19 protein-coding genes are annotated in these 18,795 nt (G+C 60.3%); 13 read left to right on the top strand and 6 right to left on the bottom strand.

What is annotated here, in order from left to right; translation table 11 throughout:
• Positions 1–81 precede the first annotated feature (81 nt).
• From FBY10_RS16105 to FBY10_RS16075, 7 genes are all read left to right on the top strand, one after another.
• Positions 82–1,071, top strand: coding sequence for an alpha/beta fold hydrolase (locus tag FBY10_RS16105; protein WP_145337027.1), 990 nt, complete (start codon positions 82–84; stop codon positions 1,069–1,071).
• 189 nt (positions 1,072–1,260) lie between these two features.
• Positions 1,261–1,752: a ribonuclease E activity regulator RraA gene (rraA, locus tag FBY10_RS16100; RefSeq protein ID WP_145337026.1), complete on the top strand. Its 492-nt coding sequence runs from the start codon at positions 1,261–1,263 to the stop codon at positions 1,750–1,752.
• 25 nt (positions 1,753–1,777) lie between these two features.
• Complete coding sequence (locus tag FBY10_RS16095) at positions 1,778–2,773, top strand: zinc transporter ZntB (protein WP_027603685.1); 996 nt, start codon at positions 1,778–1,780, stop codon at positions 2,771–2,773.
• 86 nt (positions 2,774–2,859) lie between these two features.
• Positions 2,860–3,105, top strand: a complete 246-nt coding sequence (locus FBY10_RS16090) for a hypothetical protein (protein WP_015885347.1) — start codon at positions 2,860–2,862, stop codon at positions 3,103–3,105.
• 2 nt (positions 3,106–3,107) lie between these two features.
• Entirely contained in the window at positions 3,108–3,932 is an 825-nt protein-coding gene (locus FBY10_RS16085) for a mechanosensitive ion channel domain-containing protein (protein WP_131699687.1), read from the top strand.
• Positions 3,933–4,019: 87 nt separating this feature from the next.
• The gene (sigX, locus tag FBY10_RS16080) at positions 4,020–4,610 is read left to right on the top strand and encodes an RNA polymerase sigma factor SigX (RefSeq protein ID WP_003175518.1); all 591 of its coding nucleotides are present in this window, start codon (positions 4,020–4,022) and stop codon (positions 4,608–4,610) included.
• Between the two features lie 107 nt (positions 4,611–4,717).
• Positions 4,718–5,698, top strand: a complete 981-nt coding sequence (locus FBY10_RS16075) for an OmpA family protein (protein WP_065873888.1) — start codon at positions 4,718–4,720, stop codon at positions 5,696–5,698.
• A 59-nt stretch (positions 5,699–5,757) separates the two neighbouring features.
• Here FBY10_RS16075 and cobA read toward each other — a convergent pair whose 3' ends face one another.
• The 5 genes from cobA to FBY10_RS16050 all read right to left on the bottom strand — a co-directional run bounded on the left by cobA (position 5,758) and on the right by FBY10_RS16050 (position 11,453).
• Positions 5,758–6,501 carry a uroporphyrinogen-III C-methyltransferase gene (gene cobA / locus FBY10_RS16070; protein ID WP_145337025.1) on the bottom strand — a complete coding sequence of 248 codons (744 nt, stop codon included), beginning with the start codon at positions 6,499–6,501 and terminating at the stop codon, positions 5,758–5,760.
• Between the two features lie 26 nt (positions 6,502–6,527).
• Positions 6,528–8,198, bottom strand: a complete 1,671-nt coding sequence (locus FBY10_RS16065) for a bifunctional protein-serine/threonine kinase/phosphatase (protein WP_145337024.1) — start codon at positions 8,196–8,198, stop codon at positions 6,528–6,530.
• A complete protein-coding gene (locus tag FBY10_RS16060) occupies positions 8,198–9,409 on the bottom strand; it encodes a NarK/NasA family nitrate transporter (RefSeq protein ID WP_053132785.1) in 1,212 nt (403 codons plus the stop codon). Before FBY10_RS16060 ends, FBY10_RS16065 begins: the two co-directional genes overlap by 1 nt.
• Before the next feature lie 256 nt (positions 9,410–9,665).
• Complete coding sequence (locus FBY10_RS16055; protein ID WP_027603690.1) at positions 9,666–10,241, bottom strand: ANTAR domain-containing response regulator; 576 nt, start codon at positions 10,239–10,241, stop codon at positions 9,666–9,668.
• Between the two features lie 12 nt (positions 10,242–10,253).
• A complete protein-coding gene (locus FBY10_RS16050) occupies positions 10,254–11,453 on the bottom strand; it encodes a CmpA/NrtA family ABC transporter substrate-binding protein (RefSeq protein ID WP_167656091.1) in 1,200 nt (399 codons plus the stop codon).
• A gap of 333 nt (positions 11,454–11,786) precedes the next feature.
• On the opposite strand from FBY10_RS16050, the gene sctC reads away from it, so the two are divergent.
• From sctC to FBY10_RS16025, 5 genes are all read left to right on the top strand, one after another.
• Positions 11,787–13,181: a type III secretion system outer membrane ring subunit SctC gene (sctC, locus tag FBY10_RS16045; RefSeq protein ID WP_145337050.1), complete on the top strand. Its 1,395-nt coding sequence runs from the start codon at positions 11,787–11,789 to the stop codon at positions 13,179–13,181.
• A 15-nt stretch (positions 13,182–13,196) separates the two neighbouring features.
• Complete coding sequence (locus FBY10_RS16040; protein ID WP_131699684.1) at positions 13,197–13,421, top strand: FliM/FliN family flagellar motor switch protein; 225 nt, start codon at positions 13,197–13,199, stop codon at positions 13,419–13,421.
• A gap of 153 nt (positions 13,422–13,574) precedes the next feature.
• Positions 13,575–13,973: a winged helix-turn-helix domain-containing protein gene (locus FBY10_RS16035; protein WP_131699683.1), complete on the top strand. Its 399-nt coding sequence runs from the start codon at positions 13,575–13,577 to the stop codon at positions 13,971–13,973.
• Complete coding sequence (locus FBY10_RS16030) at positions 13,966–14,427, top strand: transglycosylase SLT domain-containing protein (RefSeq protein ID WP_145337023.1); 462 nt, start codon at positions 13,966–13,968, stop codon at positions 14,425–14,427. Before FBY10_RS16035 ends, FBY10_RS16030 begins: the two co-directional genes overlap by 8 nt.
• 86 nt (positions 14,428–14,513) lie before the next feature.
• The gene (locus tag FBY10_RS16025; protein WP_131699681.1) at positions 14,514–15,563 is read left to right on the top strand and encodes a quinone-dependent dihydroorotate dehydrogenase; all 1,050 of its coding nucleotides are present in this window, start codon (positions 14,514–14,516) and stop codon (positions 15,561–15,563) included.
• Positions 15,564–15,780: 217 nt separating this feature from the next.
• Here the strand turns inward: FBY10_RS16025 and rmf are convergent, their stop codons facing one another.
• On the bottom strand, positions 15,781–15,996 hold the full coding sequence (gene rmf / locus FBY10_RS16020) for a ribosome modulation factor (RefSeq protein WP_002553055.1): 216 nt from the start codon (positions 15,994–15,996) through the stop codon (positions 15,781–15,783).
• Positions 15,997–16,528: 532 nt separating this feature from the next.
• Here rmf and rlmKL point away from each other — a divergent pair.
• Positions 16,529–18,793 carry a bifunctional 23S rRNA (guanine(2069)-N(7))-methyltransferase RlmK/23S rRNA (guanine(2445)-N(2))-methyltransferase RlmL gene (gene rlmKL / locus FBY10_RS16015; protein WP_145337022.1) on the top strand — a complete coding sequence of 755 codons (2,265 nt, stop codon included), beginning with the start codon at positions 16,529–16,531 and terminating at the stop codon, positions 18,791–18,793.
• Positions 18,794–18,795: the final 2 nt, after the last annotated feature.

Raw genomic sequence — 18,795 nt, 5'->3', positions numbered from 1 at the left:
CCCCGTCGAGGGTGACCGGCATTCTTATCTGTGCAGGGCGGAAATCCTTCCGGACGCCGCCCTTTTTTGTGCAAGAGCATTATGCAAAGCAGCAGCAACCTGTTTCCCGTCGCCCTGATCAGTGCTGAACGTCGTGGCGACCTGAGTGAAGATGTGTACCGCCTCAAGCCCGGTAACAGCCCCGACGGTACCGTCGAGCTGGCCGTTACCCGTTTGGGCCTGGCCGATGTCCCGCAAAGCCGGGGCATCCCGGTTATTTTGTTGCACGGCAGTTTTTCCAATCGGCGCTTCTGGTACTCGCCCAAGGGCATCGGCCTTGGCGCCTACCTGGCACGCCAGGGGTTCGATGTGTGGATCCCGGAAATGCGTGGCCATGGGCTGTCCCGGCGCAATCAGGACTACACCCGGAACCGGGTCGCCGACTACGCGCGCTACGACTTGCCGGCCATTGGCGCGTTTGTGCGTGAGCAAAGTGCGCAGATTCCCCATTGGATTGGTCACTCTCTGGGCGGCACAACCCTGGCGGCGGCCCTGGGTGGGCAGCATCTTGGCGCGCCGGCAGTGGCCTCGGTGGCCTTGTTTGGCTGTCAGGTCAGTCGCAGCCACTGGCCGTTGAAGCTTCCGCCGGTGGAGTGGACCGGCCGTCTGCTTTTAAAGCGCTTCGGCGGAGTGTCCGGCTCGCGGCTCAAGCGAGGACCGGAGGACGAACCGGCGGGCGTGCTGATCGAAGCCATGCGCTGGAATGGCCTGTTCGGTCGCTTTGGCGAAGGTAAGCGCGATTGGTGGAAAGGCCTGGCGGATGTCGACGTGCCGCTGTTGGCTGTGAGCGCGGCGGGCGATCAGCAAGATCCGGACTGGGCTTGCCGCAAGCTGTTCGAGCAGATCGGCTCCGAGCACCGTCAGTACCTGTGCCTGGGGCGTCAGCAAGGCTTTACTGAGGATTTCGGGCATGTGGAAATGCTGGTCAGCAAAGCCGCCCAGGCCGAGGTCTGGCCGCTGGTAAAACAATGGTTAAACGATCCACTGACACCTTTGTTGGGTGCCAAGCCTGAGGCATTGGTCATAGTTTGACGCAGGGCTCTGCCAAGGGCGTTTCGCTCGAGTGTGGTTGCGGCTAAGATATGACGCGTTAAACGCTTCTGGTCATATTCAGTCGCTCACTGGTTATTGCGTTGCGACGAAGCGGATGGGATGTTGCGCACCGGCTCCGGCTGGCGCTTCTTTCGAAAGACACTTCTTTGACGGAAAGGAATTTTTTCAATGAACCATTACGTGACCCCCGACCTGTGCGACGCCTACCCTGACCTGGTGCAGGTGGTCGAGCCGATGTTCAGCAACTTCGGCGGCCGAGATTCCTTTGGCGGCGAGATCGTCACCATCAAATGCTTCGAAGATAACTCCCTCGTCAAGGAACAGGCCGACCAGCCGGGCACCGGCAAGGTGCTGGTGGTCGACGGTGGCGGTTCCCTGCGCCGCGCGTTGCTGGGCGACATGATCGCCGAGAAAGCCGCTAAAAACGGCTGGGAAGGCCTGGTGATCTACGGCTGCATCCGTGACGTCGATGTCATCGCCCAGACTGACCTGGGCGTACAGGCGTTGGCCAGCCATCCGATGAAAACCGACAAGCGCGGCATCGGTGACCTGAACGTCGTGGTGACATTTGCGGGTGTGACGTTCCGCCCAGGTGAGTACATCTACGCTGACAATAATGGCGTGATCGTCTCGCCAAGCCCGCTGCAAATGCCTGAATAAACCGCAATAACCAACAGGGGTGGGGATGTTCGAGGAAGAAAACGCGCAGTGGGGGCTGGTGCATGCCCTGGTGCTGGACGGTAAAGGCGGTGCGCGTTCGATTGCCCGGACTGAGCTCGACGACTTGCAACTGCAGCCCCAGGAAAGCCTGTGGCTGCACTGGGATCGCAGTCATCCCCAGACCCAGACCTGGCTGCGCAAATCCAGTGGCTTGAGCGAATTCGCCTGTGATCTGCTGCTGGAGGAGAACACCCGCCCACGCCTGTTGCCGCTGCCGGATGCCGAGTTGCTGCTGTTCCTGCGCGGGGTCAACCTCAATCCGGGGGCCGAGCCGGAAGACATGGTCTCGGTACGTATCTTCGCCGCCGCCAGCCGCGTGATTTCCCTGCGTCTGCGCCCGCTGCGCGCTACCGATGAGCTGCTGGTGCAGTTGGCGGATGGCAAGGGGCCGAAAACCGCCTCGGAGCTCATCCTTTATATGGCTCAGTACCTGACCAACAAGGTCCAGGATCTGGTCACGGATTTGTCGGAAATCGTCGATGCTGAGGAAGAAAAACTCGATACCGACGAACGGTACACACCTGAACATGGCAGTGTTTTGCAGATCCGTCGCCGAGCGGCCGGGCTCAAGCGTTTCCTGTCGCCGCAGCGGGATATTTTTGCCCAGCTCACGCGGATAAAATTGCCGTGGTTCTGTGACGACGATGCCGACTACTGGAACGAATTGAACAACAGTCTGACCCGCTACCTGGAAGAGCTCGAATTGACCCGGGAGCGCGTGGGGCTTGTGCTTGAGGCCGAAGACCGGCGCTTGAGCGTGCGCATGAATCGCACCATGTACCGCTTCGGGATCATCACGGGAATCTTTCTGCCGATGAGTTTCCTGACCGGTTTGCTGGGTATAAATGTGGGTGGCATACCGTTCTCTGCCAGCCCTTACGGATTCGTGATTGCATGCCTGTTGATGGTGTCGGTGGCGCTCGGGCAATGGTGGTTGTTTCGACGATTGCGCTGGGTTTGAGCTGAATACGACCTGAACGTAGGAAGGGTCCCATGTGACCCCAGGAATTTTACCCTCGTCTTTTAAATCACTTGCGAGAGGTCTTTATGCACGATCCGTTCGAACAGTCTTTGCGTGACATGCTCAATGCCTCGCCGTCCAACCGCGACGACGATGCCTGTCTGGGCCGTGTGCTGAAAACGGCTAATCGCCAGGTGGGCGCGGGTGACCTGTTCGGCCTGCTCGGCCGCTGGATGCCGGCGTTGATGATGGCCCTGAACAACGGTTCGGCCCACGTATCCCCGGTTTCCCGTCGTAAACCTCTTGCTCGCACTGCTGATAAGGCTGATTGAATATGGAACTTGATCTCTGGACCCAGAGCCTGGTCACCGCGATGACCGCATTGTGGACCAAGGTGGCGAATTTCATTCCCAACCTGTTTGGTGCCCTGGTCCTGGTGCTGCTGGGCTTTGTCGTGGCCAAGCTGCTCGACACCCTGCTGTCCAAGTTGCTCGCAAAACTGGGCCTTGACCGCCTGATGGCAGGCACCGGCCTGACCAAGCTGCTGGGGCGCGCCGGGCTGCAGGTGCCGATCTCCACGTTAATCGGCAAGATCGTCTATTGGTTTGTTTTGCTGATTTTTCTGGTTTCAGCGGCGCAATCCCTTGGACTTGAGCGAGTTTCAGCTACGCTCGACATGCTGGCGCTGTATTTGCCGAAGGTTTTCGGCGGCGCGCTGGTGCTCCTCGTAGGCGTTTTGCTCGCACAATTGGCCAATGGGCTGGTGCGCGGTGCCGCCGAAGGTGTGGGATTGGACTATGCCGCTGGCCTGGGGCGAATCGCCCAGGGGCTGGTGATCATCATCAGTATTTCGGTCGCGATCAGCCAGTTGGAGGTCAAAACTGACCTGCTTAACCACGTGATTGTGATCGTTTTGATTACCGTTGGTCTGGCCGTTGCGCTGGCCATGGGGTTGGGAAGCCGGGAAATTGCCAGCCAGATTCTTGCGGGAATCTATGTGCGTGAGTTGTATCAGGTTGGGCAACAGGTGCGTGTGGGCGAGGTCGAAGGGCAAATCGAGGAGATCGGCACAGTCAAGACGACGGTGCTGACCGATGACGGCGACCTGGTGTCGCTGTCCAATCGGATTCTCCTCGAGCAGCAGGTCAGTAGCCGCTAACCCGGTAAACCCTGCTAATGTACGCCGCCGCAAGCCCGGCTGACCGGGCTGTAGTGGACATTGACCTGACTGTCGGCACGACTTGTTTTGAATAAAGCCCAAACGCTGTCCACGCGCTATGACCCCCGTGAGCTCTCTGATGAGGAGTTGGTCGCGCGCGCGCACACGGAGCTGTTTCACGTAACTCGCGCGTATGAAGAATTGATGCGCAGATATCAACGCACTCTGTTCAACGTTTGTTCAAGGTATTTAGGGAACGATAGAGATGCGGATGATGTCTGTCAGGAAGTGATGCTCAAGGTGCTGTACGGCCTGAAGAACTTTGAGGGCAAATCGAAGTTCAAGACATGGCTATACAGCATCACCTACAACGAGTGCATCACGCAGTATCGGAAGGAACGGCGAAAGCGTCGCTTGATGGACGCCTTGAGTCTGGACCCCCTTGAGGAGGCGTCTGAAGAAAAGGCGCCGGCACCCGAGGAGAAGGGCGGACTTGATCGCTGGCTGGTGTATGTGAACCCGATTGACCGGGAAATTCTGGTGCTACGATTTGTCGCGGAGCTGGAATTCCAGGAAATCGCTGACATCATGCACATGGGTTTGAGTGCTACAAAAATGCGTTACAAACGTGCTCTAGATAAATTACGTGAGAAATTTGCGGGCGAGACTGAAACTTAGTGCGTGGCAAATATCTCTTACGTGTAGGCAAGTTCTGTTAGACTTGTCGCCGAGTTGTCCCCCGGTTTGTGGGACTGCTTTACAATCACCAGATGGGGATTTAACGGATGAAACTGAAAAACACCTTGGGCTTGGCCATTGGTTCTCTTATTGCCGCTACTTCTTTCGGCGTTCTGGCACAAGGCCAAGGCGCAGTTGAAGGCGAGCTGTTCTACAAGAAGCAGTACAACGATAGCGTCAAGCACATCGAAGACGGCTTCAATCCTGGCGCTCGCATCGGTTACTTCCTGACCGACGACCTGTCCTTGAACCTGTCCTACGACAAGACCAACCACACCCGTTCGAACGACGGTACTGGTAACCAGAAGATCAAAGGCGATACCGGCAGCCTGGTTGCCCAGTATCACTTCGGTCAAGCTGGCGTAGACAGCCTGCGTCCATACGTAGAAGGCGGCTTCGGTCACCAGAGCCGTACCAACGTTCAGGCTGACGGCCACAGCGGTCGCGACCAGACTACCTTCGCTACCGTTGGTACCGGCGTGAAGTACTACTTCACCAACAACCTGTACGCTCGTGCCGGTGTTGAAGCTGACTACGGTCTGGACAACGGCAAGTGGGACTACTCCGCACTGGTTGGCCTGGGCGTGAACTTCGGCGGTAACGCTGGCGCAGCTGCTCCAGCTCCTACCCCAGCACCAGCTCCAGAGCCAACTCCAGAGCCAGAAGCTCCAGTTGCTCAGGTTGTTCGTGTTGAGCTGGACGTTAAGTTCGACTTCGACAAGGCCGTTGTTAAGCCTAACAGCTACGGCGACGTGAAAAACCTGGCCGACTTCATGGCTCAGTACCCAGCTACCAACGTAGAAGTTGCTGGTCACACTGACTCCGTAGGTCCAGACGCTTACAACCAGAAGCTGTCCCAGCGTCGTGCTGACGCTGTTAAGCAAGTCCTGGTTAAAGACGGCGTGGCTCCTAGCCGTGTAACTGCTGTAGGTTACGGCGAATCCCGCCCAGTTGCTGACAACGCAACTGAAGCTGGTCGTGCTGTTAACCGTCGCGTAGAAGCGTCGGTTGAAGCTACCGCTCAGTAATTACTGAGATGTAGAAAAAACCCGGCTTCGGCCGGGTTTTTTTTCGCCTGGAGTTTGTCTCAGGCGCTGACTGCGGTAGCGACGTAAGCCGTCTGCTCGGTGGCTGCAACATGGCCGATCACCAGAATCGCGGGGCTCTTCAAGGCAAATGCCTGGGCGTCTTCATGCATCCGCGACAGCTGGCTGCGGCATTCGCGCTGTTGGGGCAGTGATGCATTCTCGATCATCGCCACCGGCATATCTGCCGCCATCCCACCTTCCAGCAATTGCTTGCGAATCTCCTCCAGCTTGGCCACTCCCATATACACCACCAATGTCGTCCCGCCTTCCGCCAGCGCGCGCCAATTAAGGCTGCTGTCGTCCTGGGTATGGGCCGTGACCAGGGTCACACCGCGGCTGACGCCACGCAACGTCAGTGGAATCGCGCAATTCGTTGCGCCCGCCAGCCCGGCGGTAATCCCGTTGACCAACTCTACTTCGACGCCGCGTTCGCGCAGCCACATGGCTTCTTCGCCACCGCGCCCGAAAATGCATGGGTCACCCCCCTTTAGCCGCACCACGCATTTGCCTTGGCGGGCGTAACGCAGCATCAGGCGGTGGATGAAGTCCTGCGGGGTCGAGCGGCAGCCGCCGCGTTTGCCAACCGTGATCACTCGCGCCTTGGCGCAATGCTCCAGCACCGCCGGGTTGACCAAGTCATCGATCAGTACCACATCGGCTTCGTGCATGGCCCGTACAGCCTTGAGGGTCAACAACTCCGGGTCGCCAGGGCCCGCGCCCACCAGCCAGACTTTCGCGTTCATGGGTTTTTCCTCGTCTAGAGCTGACGTCAGCTGTGAAAGAGTGAATACAGAAGAATCAGATTGATCAGCATCGAGACCAGGCCCAAGGTGCGCCACACCTTCAACGGTTCGCGCTCCAGCAGAGGCCTGGGACGGATGCTCAGTTCCTGGCGGTCAGCCTGTTCCAGCACCCGCAACCATTCCTCGGCGGTTTCGTAGCGATGCGCCGGCTGTGCGGCCACAGCCCGTTCGAGGCTCAGGGGCAGCCAATCCGGGAGGTCCGAGCGATAGCGGTTGGCGCTGACAGCCTGGGCAAATCGAGGCCGTTGGAAAGCTTCGATTTCCCCGTAGGGATAGTGCCCGGTCAGCAGGTAATACAGGGTGACGCCAACGCTGTATAAATCCTGTTGGGCTGTGGGACGGTCACCATTGAACGCTTCGGGCGCGATAAAACTCGGGGTCCCAGGCAGCACATGGGCTCGGTCCTCCGAAAGACCCGGACAGTAGGCCAGACCGAAATCCAGCACGCGCAATTCACCGTCATCCCCCAGCAGCAGGTTTTCCGGCTTGATGTCGCGGTGCAGGATCTGCCGTCGATGCAGCATGCCCACTGCGCGCAGCAAACGCTCGGCCACGGACTGCCATTGCGCCAGGGGCAATGGGCCCTGGTGCTGAAACAGCTCGGCCAGGGTTTGCCCTGGGTATTCACGCATCACGTAGTACAAGTGCTGGCGCCCGCTCGCGGCATGCACTTCAGGAAATGCGCGCCCGGCTACCCGCCGCAGAAACCACTCTTCCGAGAGCAATGCCTGGCCGGCGTCGCTGTCGTCGTCGCGGCTCAGTGGCAGGGTTTTCAGCAACCAGGGTTGCTGTTGGGCATCGCGCACCCGGTACAGCAATGATTGCCTGCTTTGCGCCAGCACGGCGTCCACGTGCCAGCCTTCGAAGTGTTGCCCTGTTTTCAGCAGCGGTGGCAAGGGCCACTGCTGCAGTTGCACCAAGGCATCGCCGAGCGTAGCGGCGCCGAGCGTGTCGACACGCACCAGCAAGGCGCTGGCATTGTCCTGGCTGCCCGCCAGGTGTGCGGCATTGACCAGCGTAGTTACCGCCAGGTCCAGGTCGGCTTGTTCGCGCAGGATCGCGCTGATGCTGTGATCGCCCAGGGTGGCCCATACGCCGTCGCTGAGCAGCAGGAAGCACTCACCTTCGCGCAATTGACCGTCGAGAAAATCCAGCACCAGATGTTGATCCAGGCCGAGGGCACGCTTGAGCACGTGCTGCATGCCCGGCTGTTCCCACACATGGTCTTCGCTGATGCGCTGCAACTCACCGTCCAGCCAGCGATACGCCCGGCAATCGCCGACATGGGCCAGGGTGAAACGCTGGCCGCGAAAGACCAAGGCGCTGAGGGTGGTCAGCAACGGCTGGCCGCCGCCATTGGCCTGCAACCAGCGGTTTTGCGCCAGCAGCAGGCGCTCCAATGCCTGCGCCACGCCCCAGGTTTGCGGTGTGGCGTAGTAATCCAGGGCCAGGGCCTGCAAAGTCGAGCGTGCGGCCAGGCCGCCGTCGGCGCACTGGCTCACACCGTCGGCCATGGCGCACAGGTAACCTTTGCTCGCCGCCAGTTCCGCTGCGGGGGTGACAACCCGCAGCGCATCCTGGTTTTCCGCCCGTGGGCCGATGGCGCTGGCATGGGCGACGCTCAGTTGCAGGCTCATCAGACGCGTGCAGCGGTCACTGCGGCCGAACCCCAAGTGGTTCTCCAGCGACGCTTGACGCCATGCAGGCCGAACCAGGCCAGTACGCCCAGGCTGGCGAACAGCCACAAGGCCAGTTGATAGCTACCGGTGCTTTGCTTGATCGCGCCCATGCCCGCCGCCAGGGCGAAACCGCCGATGCCGCCGGCCATGCCGATCAAGCCGGTCATTACGCCGATCTCACGCCGGAAACGCTGTGGCACCAACTGGAACACGGCGCCATTGCCCGCACCCAGACCGAGCATGGTGCAGACGAAGAGCGCCAGTGCCGCGTAGGAGCTGGGCAGGTTGAAACCCACTGCCGCAATGCAGATCGCCGCAACGCTGTACATGCCCAGCAGGGTGCGGATCCCGCCGAAACGGTCGGCCAGGGCGCCGCCAAGTGGACGCATCAGGCTGCCACCGAACACGCAGGCAGCGGTGTAGTAGCCGGCAGTCATGGGGCTCAGGCCGTATTGGTCGTTGAAATAGCCGGGCAGGGCACTCGCCAGGCCGATAAAGCCGCCGAAGGTCACGCTGTAGAAAAACATGAACCACCAACTGTCGCGGTCACCCAGGGCCTTGAAGTAGTCGGCCATGGACTTGGCTTTCGGCCGCTCGGGTGCGTTGCGTGCCAGCCAGGCGAAGACGATCAGCGTCAGGATCAGCGGAATCAGCGCGAAGCCGAACACATTGCTCCAGCCAAATGCGGCCGCCAGCACGGGGGCCAGCAGGGCAGCGAACACCGTGCCCGAGTTACCGGCACCGGCGATACCCATGGCCTTGCCTTGGTGTTCGGCCGGGTACCACTGGGATGCCAGCGGCAGCGCCACCGCAAAGGATGCGCCGGCCATGCCGAGGAACAGCCCCAGCAACAAGGCTTGTTCGTAGCTGTGAATCCCCAGTTTCCAAGCGCCGAACAATGCGACGATCACAATCACCTGGCCGATCAGCCCGGCGGTCTTGGGCGACAGCTTGTCCGCCAGCATGCCCATCAGAAAGCGCAGCACCGCGCCGGCCAGGATCGGCGTCGCCACCATCAGGCCGCGTTGCTGGGTGGTCAGGTGCAGGTCGGCGGCAATCTGCACCGCCAGGGGGCCCAACAAATACCAGACCATGAAGCTCAGGTCGAAATACAGGAACGCGGCAAACAGGGTCGGGGTGTGCCCGGATTTCCAGAAGCTTGATTTCATCACGCACCTCAACGGTTGGGAGTCTTGTAAGAAGGCCTGGTGATGGAGCCGCCGGCTGAGGCCGCCCCACCGGCCCCGTGCTACGGGGGCCAAAACAAAAAAACGCCGCCACCGGGTTCGCGAGGGCAAACCGGGTGTGCGACGTCTTTGTCGTGAAGGGGCAACCGCCGTTGGTTACCTGTGATGATTACTTAGCAAGTCCTGCGCCAACATGCTGGCCGTAGTTACCGTCTTATCCAACACATGCTACGGATGTTTAACCGAGCAGTTCGCTCATGGCGATAATCTGCTCCGCCACCTGAATCAGTTTCTGCTGGCGGCTCATGGCCTGGCGGCGCATCAGGGTGTAGGCCTCTTCCTCATTGCAGGCCTTCATTTTCATCAACATGCCCTTGGCCAACTCAATGCGCTTGCGCTCCGCCAACTGCTGGTCCCGCGCCTGGAGCTGGGCGCGCAAGGCCTGGTCGCTCTCGAAGCGGGCCATGGCCACATCGAGGATCGGTTGCAGGCGCTGGGCCTGAATGCCTTCGACGATGTAGGCGCTGACCCCGGACTTGATCGCCTGGCGCATCACGTCGGGGTCATGCTCGTCGGTAAACATCACAATGGGCCGGGGCTGGTCGCGGCTGACCAGCACCACCTGCTCCATCACGTCGCGGCCCGGTGACTCGGTATCGATCAGGATGACGTCCGGGCGCACCGTTTCGACGCGCGCAGGCAGGTCGATGGTCAGGCCGGATTCATCGATCACCTCGAAGCCGGCCTCGATCAGCGCCGTGCGCAGGCGGCCGACCTTGCGCGGGGTGTCGTTGATTAACAGGATTCGCAGCATGGATGTCCCCTGTCAGCGCAAGGCTTGGCGGCTGGTAGGATCGACCATGGCATGCAGGCGGAAGCTGCGCGCGTAGCCGGCGGGGTCCGAGCCGTCCCAGATTTTGCCGTCGATCAGTTGGCTGCTGCGCATGTCCTGGCCGTTGTTGCCGAGGCCCAGTGCCTCGGCTGCCTGACGATACAGCGCCAGCTGTTGCACTTGGCGAGCAACGCCCAGGTAATCAGGGTCTTCGCGCAGCAGGCCCCAGCGTCGAAACTGGGTCATGAACCACATGCCATCGGAGAGGTAGGGCAAGTTGACCTCGCCATCGGCAAAAAAACGCAGGGCATGGGGGTCCTGCCACTGGTTGCCCAGGCCGTCGTCATAGGCGCCCAGCAAGCGCGGCTCGATGCAGTCGAGCGGGGCATCGAGGTACTCGCGGCCGCTGAGCAATTGTGCGGTGGAGCGACGGTTTTCGGTGTTTTGCTCGATAAAGCGGCTGGCCTCCAGGATCGCCATCACCAGCACGCGGGCGGTGTTGGGATACTGGTCGACAAAGGCCTGGGTGCAGCCGAGCACCTTTTCCGGATGGTTCGGCCAGATCGCCTGGGTGGTCGCCAGGGTAAAGCCCTGGTTTTGCTTTACGGCACTGGCGCACCAGGGCTCGCCGACACAAAAGCCATCGATACGCCCGGCCTGCAGGTGCGCGACCATTTGCGGGGGCGGTACCACGACGCTGTCCACATCCTGTAGCGGATGAATGCCTTGGCTCGCCAGCCAGTAGTACAACCACATGGCGTGAGTGCCTGTGGGAAAGGTCTGGGCGAAAGTCAGTTTTGTTCGGCTTTGGTGCACGTGGCGGTCCAGTGCTTCAGGAGTGATCACTCCCTGCTGTTGCAGGCTGTGGGACAGGTTGATGCTTTGACCGTTCTGGTTCAGCCCCATCAGTACTGCCATGTCGGTAGGCGCGACGCCGCCAATGCCCAAGTGCACTGCGTACACCAACCCGTACAGGCTGTGGGCGGCATCCAGTTCGCCGCTGACCAGTTTGTCCCGCAGGTTGGCCCATGAAGGTTGGCGCTTGAGGTTCAAGGTCAAGCCATAAGGCTGTGCGAAGCCTTGGGTCGCCGCCACCACCAGGGATGCGCAATCGCTCAAGGCCATGAAGCCCAGGTCAAGGCTGCTCTTCTCCGGGGCATCACTGCCGTTGACCCAGGCCAGCGGGTCGTTCATCGGGCTGTTGCCAACCGAATCGTTCATCAACACCTACCTTTTCTTTCAAAAAAAAGCGTCGTTCCCTCAGATGGCGATGCAAGGCCATTGCGGGTAACGACGCCTTTGTCCGTAAGCCCGCTCCGCCGTTGGTGCGCGCTCTGATACAGAGTCCATAGCAAGGCACATGCCACGGGCCGATGGGCGCCGCCGGCCGTCAACTTTCCATCAAGATTGAAAATCGGCTGCCTCTCAGTATGGCCGCTTCTTACTGCCAGGCCGCCCAGGAAATCCAAGGTGTACGCTCACTTTTCCGTAACGACTCCCTGTCTCTGGCTGCTGTTTGCTGCGCTGATGCTGGGAAGTGTCGATGCCCAGGGCGAAACCTACCAGGCGCAGGACGAGAGCCTGCACACCGTTTTTACCGCCTTGTCCGTGCCTATGGGCCTGCCCATCGTCGTGAGCAGTGAAGTGGCGCGCATACGCATCAGCGAGGTCATTGACCTCGATACGCCGCAACAGGCCTTGGAGACGCTTTCACAGCAATACGGCTTGATCTGGTACAGCGATGGGCAGGCGCTCTACCTCTACGCCGTCAGCGAGGCAAAAAGCCTGGCGGTGGTGTTGCGGCATATATCGGTCGACAGGTTTCGTGGCTTCATGCGCCGCTCGGGACTTGATGAAACACGTTACCCCCTGCGCGTGAGCGGGACGCGGACATTCCATGTGTCCGGGCCACCCCATTATGTCGACCAGGTCTTGCGTCTGGCCCAGTTGATGGATCGCGAGCGGGCTGAATTGCACGTAGGTAACCAGGCGTTTGCTGTCGTTCAGGTACTCAACACCCATGTGGCAGACCGAGGGTATGCCATGGGCGACGAAAAGGTCACGGTGCCGGGCATCGCATCGACGATCGACACCCTGTTGGGTTCTGAACAGAAGGGAGCGCTGGCCGACAAGAGCCTGGTAGTGATCGCCTATCCGGATACCAACAGCCTGCTGATCAAGGGCAAGCCTGCGCAACTGGCTCTCATCGAACGCCTGGTGGCGGAGTTGGACACACCCAAGCGTTCTATCGAAGTCTCGCTGTGGATGGTGGACGTGGACCGTGATGAACTGAAAAAGCTGGGCTTTGACTGGGACAAGGACGCGAAGGCCCAGGCCACGCGAATTCTGGAGCCGATGGACGATAACCGCTTGATGGCGCAAATAGCCACGCTGGAGCGCCGGCGGCGAGCAAGGGTGATGACGTTGCCGGTAATTCTCACCCAAGAGAATGTGCCGGCCGTGTTTCAGGATAACCATACCTTCTACCTGCCGGCTCCCGGAGCTGACCATGCTGATTGGAAGCCCGTGCAATATGGCTCCCAGGTCAGCGTGCTGCCGCGTTTTGCCGAAGCGAATCAGATCGAGATGCTTCTCCATGTCGAGGATGATCGACAACTGAGCCAGGCGGGGCGGCGTGGTAAACCGACAGCGGTCGGGCGGGTGAGTGTCAGCAGTGTGGTAAGGGTGCCGCAGGGCAAGCGCCTGTGGCTGGGAGCGTTCAGCCGTGAGGCACATGAGTCGGGACGCAGCGCCGATTCAACTGGCCCGGCCAAGGTTCGCCTGTTTGTGATTCAGGCCCGGGCCGTGGGGAGCGAGTTGGAAGCGTTGGCGACAGGCGTCGGCGCACCACCGTTGAGTGCGGCGCAATACGAGCGCGTGCAACGTGCATTTGTACGCCCGGGTCGCGATAGCTCTCCGTGAATAAGGTGTTGACCCATGCATTTGGAAATTCTTCTACAGGAACAACTAATCAGCCGCAGGCGCCTGGCAGCCTTTGCTCCTGGGAAGGTGCTGCCATTGTCGCCAGGCATTATCCACTGCGTGGAGGTTCGGGTTAATGGCCGGTTGCTCGCATTGGGCGAGTTGGTGCAACTGGAGGACCGGTTGGGGGTTGAGTTGCACGAGGTCTATAAGAGGGGAGCGTCTGGTGTGTGTGGGTGAAGAGTCTTACAGGGGGTGGCTAAAAAGCGTTGGTTGTATGGGTTTTTTCCTAGCGTGGGCTGCAAAGCGGTTTTTTATAGTCGTGATGTGGGCGAAAGAGCCAGTACTGGAAAATAAGGACTTCAATGTCAGTAGTCGGATGTCGAGGTAGATATGGCCGTCGTGAATGATGAATTGACGGCGACTTCCCTGCTCTTTTCCCAGTGGACGCTGCATGGCGACGGTCGCCTGACCGGCGACGGCAGCGATGTCCAGTTGCCACCCAAGGAGCTGCATGTTTTGCGGCTGCTGCTGGTCTCTGGCGGTGTGCTGATGAGCAAGGACCGTTTGCTGGAGTTGGCCTGGCCCCAGGGGGAGGTCGCCGAGGAGTCGCTGACCCGTTGCATTTACTCGCTGCGAAAGCATCTTGGCGCTGACAAGGGGTTTATCAAGACCATCTATGGTCGTGGGTATCGCTTTACATGCCCGGTGAAGGCTGAGCAGCATGGGCACGGGCCTATGGATACCGTGCAGTATGTGTGTTCGGCCTGTGGCCAAGTCAGTCATGGCTGAGTTCTGGCGCAGGTTGCTGTTGCTTGGCCTGATGACGAGCGGCAACCAGGCACTGGCCTATTGCTGGGAGGAAACCGCCCATCGCTACGATATCGAGCCGGAATTGCTACAGGCTATCGCCGCCGTGGAGTCGGATTTTCGCCCGGATGCGATGAACTACGCGAACGGTAATGGCACACGGGATATCGGCCTGATGCAGATCAACAGTATCCATTTGCCTCGCCTGCTCAAGCTGGGTATCACCGAGGAAAGGCTGTTGAGTGAACCCTGTCTGTCGGTGGAAGTCGGGGCCTCCATACTCGCCGAGTTTATCCAGCGTTTTGGCTACAACTGGACGGCTGTGGGTTCCTACAATGTCGGGCCCGGCTCCGGCCCTCAGCGCGACGTGTTGCGCATGCGCTATGCAGAAAAAATCTGGGCACGTTATGAGACCCTGGTACAGCAGCGCTACTGACGTTTGGGCGGCTCGCCTCGCGTGTACCCCGTCACCCCGGCTATAATCGCGGCCACCTTTCGCCGCCATCCGAGTCTAGCCCGCCCATGTATACCCTGGCCCGCCAGCTGTTGTTCAAACTCTCCCCGGAAACCTCCCACGATCTGTCCCTGGACCTGATCGGCGCCGGTGGCCGCCTGGGGCTCAATGGCCTGGTATGCAAGGCACCGGCAAAAATGCCGGTGTCAGTGATGGGGCTCGACTTTCCCAACCCGGTCGGATTGGCCGCCGGCTTGGACAAGAACGGCGCGGCCATCGATGGCTTCGCGCAACTGGGTTTCGGTTTTGTGGAGATCGGCACCGTGACGCCGCGCCCGCAGCCGGGTAACCCCAAGCCACGGATCTTCCGCCTGCCGGAAGCCGAGGCGATCATCAATCGCATGGGTTTCAACAACCTGGGCGTCGATCACCTGCTTTCGCGTGTCGAGGCCGCGAAGTACACGGGCATCCTGGGCATCAACATTGGCAAGAATTTCGACACCCCGGTCGAGCGTGCGGTGGATGACTACCTGATCTGCCTGGACAAGGTCTACACCCACGCCAGTTATGTCACCGTCAACGTCAGTTCCCCCAACACCCCGGGCCTGCGCAGCCTGCAGTTCGGCGATTCGCTCAAGCAATTGCTCGAAGCCCTGCGCCAGCGCCAGGAAGACCTGGCCGTGCGCCATGGCAAGCGCGTGCCGCTGGCAATCAAGATTGCCCCGGACATGAGCGACGAAGAAACCGTGCTGGTGGCCCAGGCCCTGGTGGATTCGGGCATGGACGCGGTGATTGCGACCAACACCACCCTCAGCCGTGTCGGCGTCGAAGGCTTGGCCCATGGCGATGAAGCGGGTGGCCTGTCGGGCGCGCCGGTGCGGGACAAGAGCACCCATATCGTCAAGGTGCTGGCCGCTGAGCTGGCCGGACGTTTGCCGATCATCGCGGTGGGCGGCATCACCGAAGGCAAGCATGCAGCCGAGAAGATCGCTGCGGGTGCCAGCCTGGTGCAGTTGTACTCGGGTTTTATTTACAAAGGCCCGGCGTTGATTCGCCAGTCGGTGGATGCGATTGCGGCCAGCGGGCTTGCCCCGCGTGGGGCTGCGCAGCGGCCCTGAAACCAGGCAGCGCATTTCTATCTGAAAGACTGAGTGGATCTTATTGGGGCTGCTTCGCAGCCCTACGCGAGGCAAGCCCGCTCACCACAATAAAAGGACAATCACAATAAAAAGGGCTCCATAAAGGAGCCCCCTGGGCCGAAGCCCGCCGCCTGGATAGGGCGTGCGTGGTTAAGTCGTTACATATTCGTGGTGGTGTCGGAATTAATGCCCTTGATTAGCCGACGGCGTGAAGTTCGTTGAGTCTGTGGATGCCCGCAGTGCCAGTCATACCGTCCCAGTTGTCGCCGCGTCCTTCTCGCCAGCCGTTGATCCAGGCTTGGCGTACCGACGGTAGAGTAAATGGGCAAAGCTCACGGGATTTGCCATGAACGCCATATTGATATCCGCGTAAAAATGCTCTTTCCAACGGATCACGCTTAAGTCTTCTCATAGGGTGTTTCCCTCACTTGTTGACTGTCTTGATATCCTTCGGCCTCGTCTGAGGCCGGGCAGAGTTTTTCTGCCGTTGGTGGGCTCGCTGCCGGCGTGGCGAGCCTAGGTGTCGGCGTCGTTACGGCGCCAACCTGTGTTGAGTTCTAACCAATAGGTCACATGGATTCAATGATCGTTTTGTCATAAGCACGTAACGATAACGATGCTATAGCCATAAGCTGGGATGGCTTTTCGCCCCATTTGTTGGGCAAAGCCAGCTATGATGCACCCTGCAAAGAGGATGGGTTTAAACCTTTAGTGAGAATGCCCACTGGTTGCAGTCGGTTATTATTCGACGAAGGGTCGGAATATTTCTTTTTGTTGCGTCAAATTCTCTCCCTGCCCTGTCAATAAAGGCCCCAGTGCCCGTCTGACGGGGTGGAACGGCACATTCGTGCCACGCGAGCACTCTTCAAGAAAAGTGCTTGCTTGAAAACCGAGCCGGCGATGCGTCGCCCGTTCATTTATTGCTGAAAAGCCTGGAATGCCCCATGTCGGACCGTTTTGAACTCTTCCTCACCTGCCCCAAGGGCCTCGAAGGCCTGCTGATCGAGGAAGCCGTCGGGCTTGGCCTTGAGGAAGCCCGCGAGCACACTTCGGCCGTGCGCGGTATGGCCGACATGGAAACCGCCTATCGCCTGTGCCTCTGGTCGCGCCTGGCCAACCGTGTGTTGCTGGTGCTCAAGCGCTTTCCCATGAAGGACGCCGAAGACCTCTACCACGGCGTGCTGGATATTGAATGGGCCGATCACATGGTCTCTGACGGTACCCTGGCGGTGGAATTCAGCGGTCACGGCTCAGGCATCGACAACACCCACTTCGGCGCGCTGAAGGTCAAGGATGCGATCGTCGACAAGCTGCGCACCCCGAGCGGCGAACGCCCGTCCATCGACAAGATTAACCCGGACCTGCGCATCCACCTGCGCCTGGACCGTGGCGAAGCCATCCTGTCCCTCGACCTGTCCGGCCACAGCCTGCACCAGCGCGGCTACCGCCTGCAGCAGGGCGCCGCGCCGTTGAAGGAAAACCTGGCGGCGGCGATCCTGATTCGTGCCGGCTGGCCGCGCATTGCTGCCGAAGGCGGCGCGCTGACTGACCCGATGTGCGGCGTAGGTACCTTCCTGGTGGAAGGCGCGATGATCGCCGCCGACATGGCGCCCAACCTGAATCGCGAATTGTGGGGCTTCACCACCTGGCTGGGTCACGTCCCGGCGTTGTGGAAGAAGCTGCACACCGAGGCCACTGAACGCGCAGCCATCGGCATGAACAAGCCGCCGTTGTGGGTGCGTGGCTATGAAGCCGACCCGCGCCTGATCCAGCCTGCACGCAACAACATTGAGCGCGCCGGTCTGAGCCATTGGATCAAGGTGTACCAGGGCGAAGTGGGCACCTTCGAGCCGCGCCCGGACCAGAACCAGAAAGGCCTGGTGATCTGCAACCCGCCCTACGGCGAGCGTTTGGGTGACGAAGCCAGCCTGTTGTATCTCTACCAGAACCTTGGCGAACGTTTGCGCCAGGCGTGCATGGGCTGGGAAGCGGCGGTGTTCACCGGCGCGCCGGACCTGGGCAAGCGCATGGGCATCCGCAGCCACAAGCAGTATTCGTTCTGGAACGGCGCATTGCCGTGCAAATTGCTGCTGATCAAGGTCAACCCGGATCAGTTCGTCACCGGCGAGCGTCGTACCCCGGAACAGCGCCAGGCTGAACGTGAGCAGGCCGTTTACGACCAAGCCCCGGTCGAGCCACAAGAGCGCCAGTACAACAAGAACGGCAACCCGATCAAGCCAGCCCCGGCCCCTGTGGTCGAGCAGGCGCGCCTGAGCGAAGGCGGGCAGATGTTCGCCAACCGCCTGCAAAAGAACCTCAAGCTGCTGGGCAAGTGGGCCAAGCGTGAAGGCGTGGATTGCTATCGCGTGTACGACGCCGATATGCCCGAATACTCCATGGCCATCGACCTGTACCACGATTGGGTTCACGTGCAGGAATACGCCGCGCCCAAATCCATTGATCCGGAAAAAGCCTCGGCCCGCATGTTCGATGCCCTGGCCGCCATTCCCCAGGCACTGAACATCGACAAGAGCCGCGTGGTGGTCAAACGTCGCGAGCGCCAGAGCGGTACCAAGCAGTACGAGCGCCAGAGTGCTCAGGGCAAGTTCACCGAGGTCAGCGAAGGCGGCGTCAAGCTGCTGGTCAACCTCACCGACTACCTGGACACCGGTCTGTTTCTCGATCACCGTCCGATGCGCATGCGTATTCAGAAGGAAGCGGCCGGCAAGCGTTTCCTCAACCTGTATTGCTACACCGCCACCGCCAGTGTGCACGCAGCCAAGGGCGGCGCGCGCAGCACCACCAGTGTCGACCTGTCCAAGACCTACCTGGACTGGGCCCGCCGCAACTTCTCCCTCAACGGTTTCTCCGACAAGAACCGCCTGGAGCAGGGTGACGTGATGGCCTGGCTGGACGCCAGCCGCGATGAGTTCGACATGATCTTCATCGACCCGCCGACCTTCTCCAACTCCAAGCGCATGGAAGGCATCTTCGACGTCCAGCGCGACCACGTGCAGTTGCTCGACCTGGCCATGGCGCGCCTGGCACCGGGCGGCGTGCTGTATTTCTCGAACAACTTCCGCAAGTTCCAGCTGGAGGACAACCTCAGCGAACGCTATGCGGTCGAGGAAATCAGCGACAAGACCATCGATCCGGACTTTGCGCGTAATGCGAAGATCCACCGGGCATGGAAAATCATGGCTCGCTGATC

This window comes from Pseudomonas sp. SJZ103 (assembly GCF_007828335.1).
GTDB lineage: Bacteria > Pseudomonadota > Gammaproteobacteria > Pseudomonadales > Pseudomonadaceae > Aquipseudomonas.
This window is presented reverse-complemented; position numbering and strand designations above follow the sequence as displayed.

Coding starts and splice junctions, on each gene's coding strand:
- rraA (WP_145337026.1), top strand. CDS start 1,261: ATGAACCATTACGTGACCCCCGACCTGTGCGACGCCTACCCTGACCTG.
- rlmKL (WP_145337022.1), top strand. CDS start 16,529: ATGTCGGACCGTTTTGAACTCTTCCTCACCTGCCCCAAGGGCCTCGAA.
- FBY10_RS16095 (WP_027603685.1), top strand. CDS start 1,778: ATGTTCGAGGAAGAAAACGCGCAGTGGGGGCTGGTGCATGCCCTGGTG.
- FBY10_RS16065 (WP_145337024.1), bottom strand. CDS start 8,198: ATGAGCCTGCAACTGAGCGTCGCCCATGCCAGCGCCATCGGCCCACGG.
- FBY10_RS16075 (WP_065873888.1), top strand. CDS start 4,718: ATGAAACTGAAAAACACCTTGGGCTTGGCCATTGGTTCTCTTATTGCC.
- FBY10_RS16025 (WP_131699681.1), top strand. CDS start 14,514: ATGTATACCCTGGCCCGCCAGCTGTTGTTCAAACTCTCCCCGGAAACC.
- FBY10_RS16050 (WP_167656091.1), bottom strand. CDS start 11,453: ATGAACGACCCGCTGGCCTGGGTCAACGGCAGTGATGCCCCGGAGAAG.
- sctC (WP_145337050.1), top strand. CDS start 11,787: ATGCTGGGAAGTGTCGATGCCCAGGGCGAAACCTACCAGGCGCAGGAC.
- FBY10_RS16035 (WP_131699683.1), top strand. CDS start 13,575: ATGGCCGTCGTGAATGATGAATTGACGGCGACTTCCCTGCTCTTTTCC.
- cobA (WP_145337025.1), bottom strand. CDS start 6,501: ATGAACGCGAAAGTCTGGCTGGTGGGCGCGGGCCCTGGCGACCCGGAG.
- FBY10_RS16105 (WP_145337027.1), top strand. CDS start 82: ATGCAAAGCAGCAGCAACCTGTTTCCCGTCGCCCTGATCAGTGCTGAA.
- FBY10_RS16090 (WP_015885347.1), top strand. CDS start 2,860: ATGCACGATCCGTTCGAACAGTCTTTGCGTGACATGCTCAATGCCTCG.
- FBY10_RS16040 (WP_131699684.1), top strand. CDS start 13,197: ATGCATTTGGAAATTCTTCTACAGGAACAACTAATCAGCCGCAGGCGC.
- rmf (WP_002553055.1), bottom strand. CDS start 15,996: ATGAGAAGACTTAAGCGTGATCCGTTGGAAAGAGCATTTTTACGCGGA.
- FBY10_RS16060 (WP_053132785.1), bottom strand. CDS start 9,409: ATGAAATCAAGCTTCTGGAAATCCGGGCACACCCCGACCCTGTTTGCC.
- FBY10_RS16030 (WP_145337023.1), top strand. CDS start 13,966: ATGGCTGAGTTCTGGCGCAGGTTGCTGTTGCTTGGCCTGATGACGAGC.
- FBY10_RS16085 (WP_131699687.1), top strand. CDS start 3,108: ATGGAACTTGATCTCTGGACCCAGAGCCTGGTCACCGCGATGACCGCA.
- FBY10_RS16055 (WP_027603690.1), bottom strand. CDS start 10,241: ATGCTGCGAATCCTGTTAATCAACGACACCCCGCGCAAGGTCGGCCGC.